Annotated in this window: 8 protein-coding genes, 1 tRNA gene and 1 pseudogene; 2 read left to right on the top strand and 8 right to left on the bottom strand. The window is 54.4% G+C overall.

The genetic code is table 11. The features are described from left to right. The first annotated feature begins 271 nt into the window (after positions 1 to 271). On the top strand, positions 272 to 1,687 hold the full coding sequence (gene thrC, locus IQ241_RS20455) for a threonine synthase (protein ID WP_193910797.1): 1,416 nt from the start codon (positions 272 to 274) through the stop codon (positions 1,685 to 1,687). 59 nt (positions 1,688 to 1,746) lie between these two features. On the opposite strand, the gene IQ241_RS20450 is transcribed toward thrC, so the two are convergent. Continuing rightward, positions 1,747 to 2,388 carry a Uma2 family endonuclease gene (locus IQ241_RS20450; protein WP_228021904.1) on the bottom strand — a complete coding sequence of 214 codons (642 nt, stop codon included), beginning with the start codon at positions 2,386 to 2,388 and terminating at the stop codon, positions 1,747 to 1,749. Between the two features lie 203 nt (positions 2,389 to 2,591). Here IQ241_RS20450 and IQ241_RS26705 point away from each other — a divergent pair, with 203 nt between their 5' ends. Then, on the top strand, positions 2,592 to 2,891 hold the full coding sequence (locus IQ241_RS26705) for a DUF4058 family protein (RefSeq protein ID WP_193910801.1): 300 nt from the start codon (positions 2,592 to 2,594) through the stop codon (positions 2,889 to 2,891). Positions 2,892 to 2,976: 85 nt separating this feature from the next. Here IQ241_RS26705 and IQ241_RS25715 read toward each other — a convergent pair. The 7 genes and pseudogenes from IQ241_RS25715 to IQ241_RS20420 all read right to left on the bottom strand — a co-directional run. Continuing rightward, positions 2,977 to 3,102: pseudogene (locus IQ241_RS25715) on the bottom strand (Uma2 family endonuclease); the annotation flags it as partial. Positions 3,103 to 3,128: 26 nt separating this feature from the next. Beyond that, a tRNA-Gly gene (locus tag IQ241_RS20440) sits at positions 3,129 to 3,200 on the bottom strand. A 119-nt stretch (positions 3,201 to 3,319) separates the two neighbouring features. Next, positions 3,320 to 3,451, bottom strand: a complete 132-nt coding sequence (locus IQ241_RS26045; protein WP_265579920.1) for a hypothetical protein — start codon at positions 3,449 to 3,451, stop codon at positions 3,320 to 3,322. Next, positions 3,429 to 3,584: a hypothetical protein gene (locus IQ241_RS20435; RefSeq protein ID WP_193910796.1), complete on the bottom strand. Its 156-nt coding sequence runs from the start codon at positions 3,582 to 3,584 to the stop codon at positions 3,429 to 3,431. The genes IQ241_RS26045 and IQ241_RS20435 overlap by 23 nt, the downstream gene beginning before the upstream one ends. Continuing rightward, positions 3,574 to 3,726, bottom strand: a complete 153-nt coding sequence (locus IQ241_RS20430; protein WP_193910795.1) for a hypothetical protein — start codon at positions 3,724 to 3,726, stop codon at positions 3,574 to 3,576. The genes IQ241_RS20435 and IQ241_RS20430 overlap by 11 nt, the downstream gene beginning before the upstream one ends. A gap of 8 nt (positions 3,727 to 3,734) precedes the next feature. Further along, on the bottom strand, positions 3,735 to 4,343 hold the full coding sequence (locus tag IQ241_RS20425; RefSeq protein ID WP_193910794.1) for a GNAT family N-acetyltransferase: 609 nt from the start codon (positions 4,341 to 4,343) through the stop codon (positions 3,735 to 3,737). Positions 4,344 to 4,934: 591 nt separating this feature from the next. Next, the gene (locus IQ241_RS20420; protein ID WP_193910793.1) at positions 4,935 to 6,014 is read right to left on the bottom strand and encodes a class I SAM-dependent methyltransferase; all 1,080 of its coding nucleotides are present in this window, start codon (positions 6,012 to 6,014) and stop codon (positions 4,935 to 4,937) included. Between the last annotated feature and the right edge of the window lie 133 nt (positions 6,015 to 6,147).

The following is a 6,147-nucleotide window of genomic DNA, read 5'->3' as shown; positions in this document are numbered from 1 at the left end:
GTTCAAGGACGCGATTAACACTTGTATTGAGCAGGCCAATACGACCCACAAAGCATCGCTAGAAACTTTGTTGACCATGAATTTTCAGTCCTTTAAGAAAGTCCAAATATCAGGCGTCTAGAGTATAGATCCGGCCCCCTTCTCCCCCGGGAGAAGGGTTGGGGATGAGGGCTCGGGAGTTGTGCATCTTATTAAATCCTTGATCCTAAGCTTTAGGAGCGTTTGACATCTCGGCGTAGACTATTCTGAGGTTAGAATTTGGACTCGCTGAATGAAATACCACTCCACCCGTGGCCAGGCCCCCATAGCTGATTTCGCCGATGTCGTGCTGACTGGCCTGGCACGTGACGGTGGCCTGTATGTGCCGGAAAGCTATCCCCAGTTTTCCTCAGACCAATGGCGGCAGCTGCGCGGTCAATCCTATCAGGCGGTCGCCTTAGCGGTAATGGCGCCGTTTGTAGAAGGCGCCATCCAGCCAGATATCCTGAAAACGCTGATTGACGATACCTATGCCAGCTTTCGCCACCAGGCCATCGCGCCGCTGAAGCAGCTGGATACCAACCATTTTTTGCTGGAACTGTTTCACGGTCCGACCCTAGCCTTCAAGGACTACGCCCTACAGCTGCTCGGCAGGCTGTTCGACCATTTCCTGCAAGAGCGCGGTCAGCGGCTGACTATTCTCGGCGCGACCTCAGGGGATACCGGCTCTGCGGCGATCGAAGCCTGCCGCGACAAAGACACCATCGAGCTGTTTATGCTCCATCCGCTGAGCCGCACCTCAGAGATTCAGCGGAAGCAGATGACGACGGTGCTGTCAAAAAATATCCACAATATTGCGCTAAAAGGCCCGTTCGATGAATGTCAAACCATTGTCAAAGCCCTATTTGGCGACTTAGAATTTCGCGATCGGTACCAGCTATCGGCGGTGAACTCGATCAACTGGGCACGGATTTTGGCCCAGGTGGTTTACTACGTCTACGCGGCGCTGAGCCTCGGCGCGCCGGAGCGGCCAGTCTCATTCGTCGTTCCCACCGGCAACTTTGGCAACGTGTTCGCTGCCTACGTGGCGAAACGTATGGGTCTGCCGATTCGCAAGCTCGCAGTCGGCACTAATAAGAACGATATCCTCACCCGCTTTTTCGACTCTGGCAAAATGCGAACCGACACCGTCTGCCCCTCCCTCTCCCCGAGCATGGATATCCAGATTTCCAGCAACTTTGAGCGACTGCTGTTTGACGCCTTTAATCGTGATGCTGCTCGCTTAGCCGCAACGATGGCGACCTTTGAGAATACCGGCACCTTTAGCGTATCACCTGAAGTTCTGAGCGCGTTGAGACAAACCTTTATCGGCGGGCGGCTGGATGACGTTGGCATCACAGCCGTCATTCGTGACACCTATCAGCGTACAGGAGAGCTGATTGACCCGCATACGGCGGTGGCCTGCGCGCCGCATCTCTTACAGCATCTCATGGCCCAAGAGCCCGGTACGGCAGTCGTCTCGCTTGCCTGCGCCCACCCGGCAAAGTTTCCCGATGCTGTTAAGACGGCCACCGACCTATCCCCTGCCCTACCGGCCTTCCTCGGCAATCTATTCGAGCGAGAAGAGCGGCTGACGGTGCTAGAAAGCGATCGCGCAGCGGTAAAAGCGTTTGTAGAGGAAAGGCTGATGGCGAAACAGTCTGTTTGAATCGCGCCGCCAATGATTACGCCGCGCTGGTCAAAGGCATAGAGAAGATTGCCTACTGGCTAAATGACTCGATTAGCCATCGGGTTGATCGCCCCGTCATCTTCGGTCTGGCTCCGTTTCAGCGCATCCTCAACCACTGAAATCATTAGCCCTGGCAAGACGCTGGATGCTTTTACTTCGCCACTGCGGCCATTTTGAATTGAAAAGGCGGTGACTCTGCCTAGGGCTACGTTGACCACCCAATATTCGCTCATCCCTAAACGCTCATACAGCAGACGCTTGGTGCCCAAGTCATCGCTGAGGCTAGTCGAGGCAATTTCAACCACGAGTTGGGGAGCTCCATAAATTGTGACGTCAACCGGCTCATCATTCTGTGGTGGAAAGCGAACGTCGCCTAAGTAAAATGCAATATCCGGCTGAGAATCGCGAATCTCCACCTTGCGAAACGTCCCGTTGGCATATTCCGCAATCCGGATTCGCTTCAGCGTCGCAAATAGGCTGACGACTTTAGATACAATGGCATTATCTCTGGCGTGGCCTGGTCCTAGCGGTGCCATTTCAAGCCGCATCTCTCCCGATTCATAATAGCCCCGCCCTTGAGCATAGGCAGGGTTTGCCGCGAGTTCAGCATACTCATCCCAGGTGGCCTGAACCCAGGTGTCAGTCGGTAAATTTTTATGCTGAGGGACACTGCCGACCATAGGGAAATCTAACGCAGCTCCTTTATATTAAAGCAAAGGGGAATCGCTCAATTCTCCAACCGCAGCTGCCAGGCTCAACCATGTTTGCTTCACCAGCCGTTAAAATTCCGCCTGCGATGAGCGTGAGCTATGAGCTGATTTCCAAAAAACTGAACGTGTTTCTCGCGAGTTGAGCAGCCCGGTTGTAATGCTAGACTAAAGCCATAGGTGCTAAAAATCTCCTCAGGAGGAGATTTGCTGATGGGCTCTCCGTTTCCTGGAATGAATCCCTATTTGGAAACCCCCACGACTTAGCCAAATCTCCACCCATACCTACATTTTGGGTTCCGCTGAAGCCAGAAGATAACGCCATTGCGATTAATCTTAAGCCGCTGCTAGATGAGATCTACGAGCTTTCGGGCTACGATTTGGATATTAACTACAATCAAGACCCGGTGCCTGTGTGGCCGGTATCTGAGCTAGAGTGGATTGATCGGCAGTTAAAGTCTCAGGAATTGAGATAGAGGAAGCAGGTCGTGAAAATTATCTGATTCAAAAGACCTAGGCATATCGCCGCTTGCTAATTGAGCAGCCAGGCCATGATGTCTTGCTGTGCTTTCCCTGGGGCATCGGCTTCTGAATAATTTGCCCCGCCGCGTATTCACTGGCAGGCTTAGTTGCGGGAAGGGCTAGAAAGGCTTCCAGGGAGATAGGCTGAGTGGGGGCCTGAACCATGGTGTTCGATGGGTTCGTTGCAACAAAGCGGATGATGGGACTCGAACCCACGACATTCAGCTTGGGAAGCTGACGTTCTACCACTGAACTACATCCGCAGGTGAGCAGCCTGCTATTTTACAGCGACTCCCAGGGTTGGGATAGCCGTATTCCCTATTTTAGCGGACTTCAATCCCATTAGCCAGAGTTCAGGGCAGTCCATTCCCGAGTCGCGCGCTCAGTTCCAGGGGCGCTGGCTGAACTGTAGCGCCGCTAGCCCCACCGCCAGCAGCCAGCCCACGGTCAGCCCCTGAATGAAGCCTTCATCAGTAGTGAGACCGCCGTGGTCACGATGACTGTGACCAGTCACATCCACTGCACTGAGCCATGATCGCGATCCGCGCCGCCGCGGCACTCAGCAGCACCAGCCCAATTCCGGCGGCGAGATGGTCGGTCAGCGCACCCGAAAAGATCAGCACGGCGAAGGACAGGTCAAAAAGCACGCCCAGGGCACCGGTGGTCAGGCCCGTGCTGAGGCTGCTGAAAGTTGACGGCGTCCTGATACCAGCGGGTTGAAGCTACAACATCTCGGACCTTCAGGGTGGGAAAGGCAGGCATGGGATAGATTTTGGGTTGAGTCGTCATAGGGACCTCTAGATTGATTGGGGATGGCGCACCATCGGGAAGAGCGCGGGTGAAGTATCCTGCTGAGTCCTGCCGATGAGCTGAAAGCCGTGACGCTCATAGAACGGGATATTGGCCGGATTTGAGGATTCGAGATAGGCCAGCTGGCGGTCGCGATCGCACTGGGCCAATACAGGTTTGAGCAAAGCTGACCCATAGCCCCGGTGCTGCTGGGCAGGTTCCACGCCAAGGACGGCCAGATACCAATGGGGCTCTTTGGGGTGATATTGGCGCATCTGTTCAAAGACGGCATTTACCATTTGCAGATCGGGGGTTACGGTCTTCTGTAGCAGGGCATCTAATGCCTGGTCGTCGGGGTTAACTTCTGGATAGGTCTCTGAATGGACCTCTGGAGCCAGCCAAAGCGCCGCCCCAGCATAGTCCCCAATGGAATGGGCAGTACCCGCTTCAAACGCTTTTCCACCAAAAGCTCGAACAAATTCAGGAAAGTGCTTGAGGTATTGCTGGGCATCAGGATAGAGCCAACGCGCAGCTGGATCGGCACTAAATGCCAAAACTAATGAATCAACCATGCGGTCGATGTAAGCTGTTGGGACCTGGAGTAAAGATGTTGTCATAGTTTTAACCTCTAAGGGCGAAATGAGGAACACAGATAACTGAATTTTTCTTGGATAAGTAGGTTAGCCCAATTATTTGCAAGACCTGCTGTACTTTGGCCTCGCCCTCACCCCAAACCCCTCTCCCGCGGGGCGAGGGGCTTTGAGTCCGGCTCCCCTTCTCCTCCGGAGAGAAGGGGCTGGGGGATGTAGTGCTTTGCTCTTCTCGAAGAGTGGGCAACACTGGTCATCAGGCGTTTAATTAGGTCCACGTACTTAGAAGACTCTTTTCTCGCAGCGGCGATAGATTATCGCTTGGGGACGGGTGGATGAATAGCGTTCCATCCGCCTATCCAACCTTTGTCCTGTACGGGTAAGTTTGAGCCTTGAGCATACTGGTGGATCTGGGAGCTGATGCTTGAGCCATTGCCTAAGATGAACAATCTGCTGGTGTCTGAGAGAGAAATGAAAGCATTCTGGCGGTGTGAATAGCGTCTGGTCAAACGGCAAAGTTGGCACATAGTTAAAAATCCTTACAATATGGGTTATTACCCTCCGAAATTAGAGTAGTGGGCTATCCAACGGAAGTTCTTTTACCAAACCTCAGGCACTCTAATTCTTCTTGACGATGTAAAAACTGTTTTGAAAGTCGTGGGCCAGCTGCTTAATTTCTACCTGCGTAAATCCGGCAGCTTCCAGCATCTCCAGCGCCTTTTCCTCACCCCACATTGCCCCTAGCCCCATACCGCCTGCGGCCAGCGACACGGTCATGCAGTGCATACAGGAGATAGTGTAGAGCAGCGGACCGACCGGATGAGCTAAGTTACCAGAAACCTCGCTAGTCGCCCGAATATCTTGCATCAGGTAGGTGCCCTCTGGCCGCAGGGCCTGATGAATTTTCTTGAGCACGACATCGGGTCGGGCCTGGTCATGGATGGCGTCGAAGGTGGTGATCAGGTCGTATTGGCCCACGTCCTCCAGGGTGGCGGCGTCTTTGACCTGGAATTGAACATTGTTCCGCGATCGCGCCTCATTCCGCGCAGTCGCGATCGCTTCTGCTGAAATATCGTAGCCAACGAACCGACTGTTGGGATACAGCGCAGCCATTTTATTCAGGGCGCGACCGCTGCCGCAGCCCAGATCCATCACTTCAATCCCGCGCACCAGGTCTGCCATTAGCCCCGGCACCAGCGGCAGCATATGCTCGGTCAGGGCAGAGACCACAGTCTGGCCGCTGTCTTCCGCCATCACCTGATGGAAGCGGGTGAACTCAGAATAGGGGACGCCGCCGCCGATGTAGAAGCATTCGATAATCTTTTCTTCCACGCTGCCGAGCAGAGGAATGTATTGGGTAAAGGCGGCGATGTTATCGGGGGCAGCTTCGCGAGTCAAAAAGGCCGCGTGCTCTGGCGGGAGCACATAGGTTTTATCCGCTGGGCGATAGTCGATGAGCCGCCCGGTGACCATGGTACCGAGCCACTCGCGCACATAGCGCTCTTGCAGCCCCGCCGCGTCGGCGATTTGCTGGCTGGTCGAGGGCGGCAGGCTAGCCAGGGTGTCAAAGAGGCCGGTACGGTGGCCGATGGAGGTCATGAGCGCGATCGCGCCGCTGTTCAGCACATCTAGCAGCCGTTCGGCAAAGGCTTCTGCCTTGTTATCGTCAAAGGTTGAGTTGAGGGTTTGAGCAGTCATGGGCTTTCCCGGTTGAGTTCAGCGATTGGGTGGACTAAGCCCCACTCTAGGAACCAATCGGGAATATCTAGAGATAATTTCGGAGCTGCTGCCGATGGTCTTCCAGAGTCTTGGCGTCACAAGCCGCCGGATG

It is taken from the genome of Vasconcelosia minhoensis LEGE 07310, from assembly GCF_015207255.1.
GTDB classification, from domain to species: domain Bacteria; phylum Cyanobacteriota; class Cyanobacteriia; order Phormidesmidales; family Phormidesmidaceae; genus Vasconcelosia; species Vasconcelosia minhoensis.
Note: the sequence above shows the minus strand (reverse complement) of the source record. Positions and strands in the feature narration are given on the sequence as shown.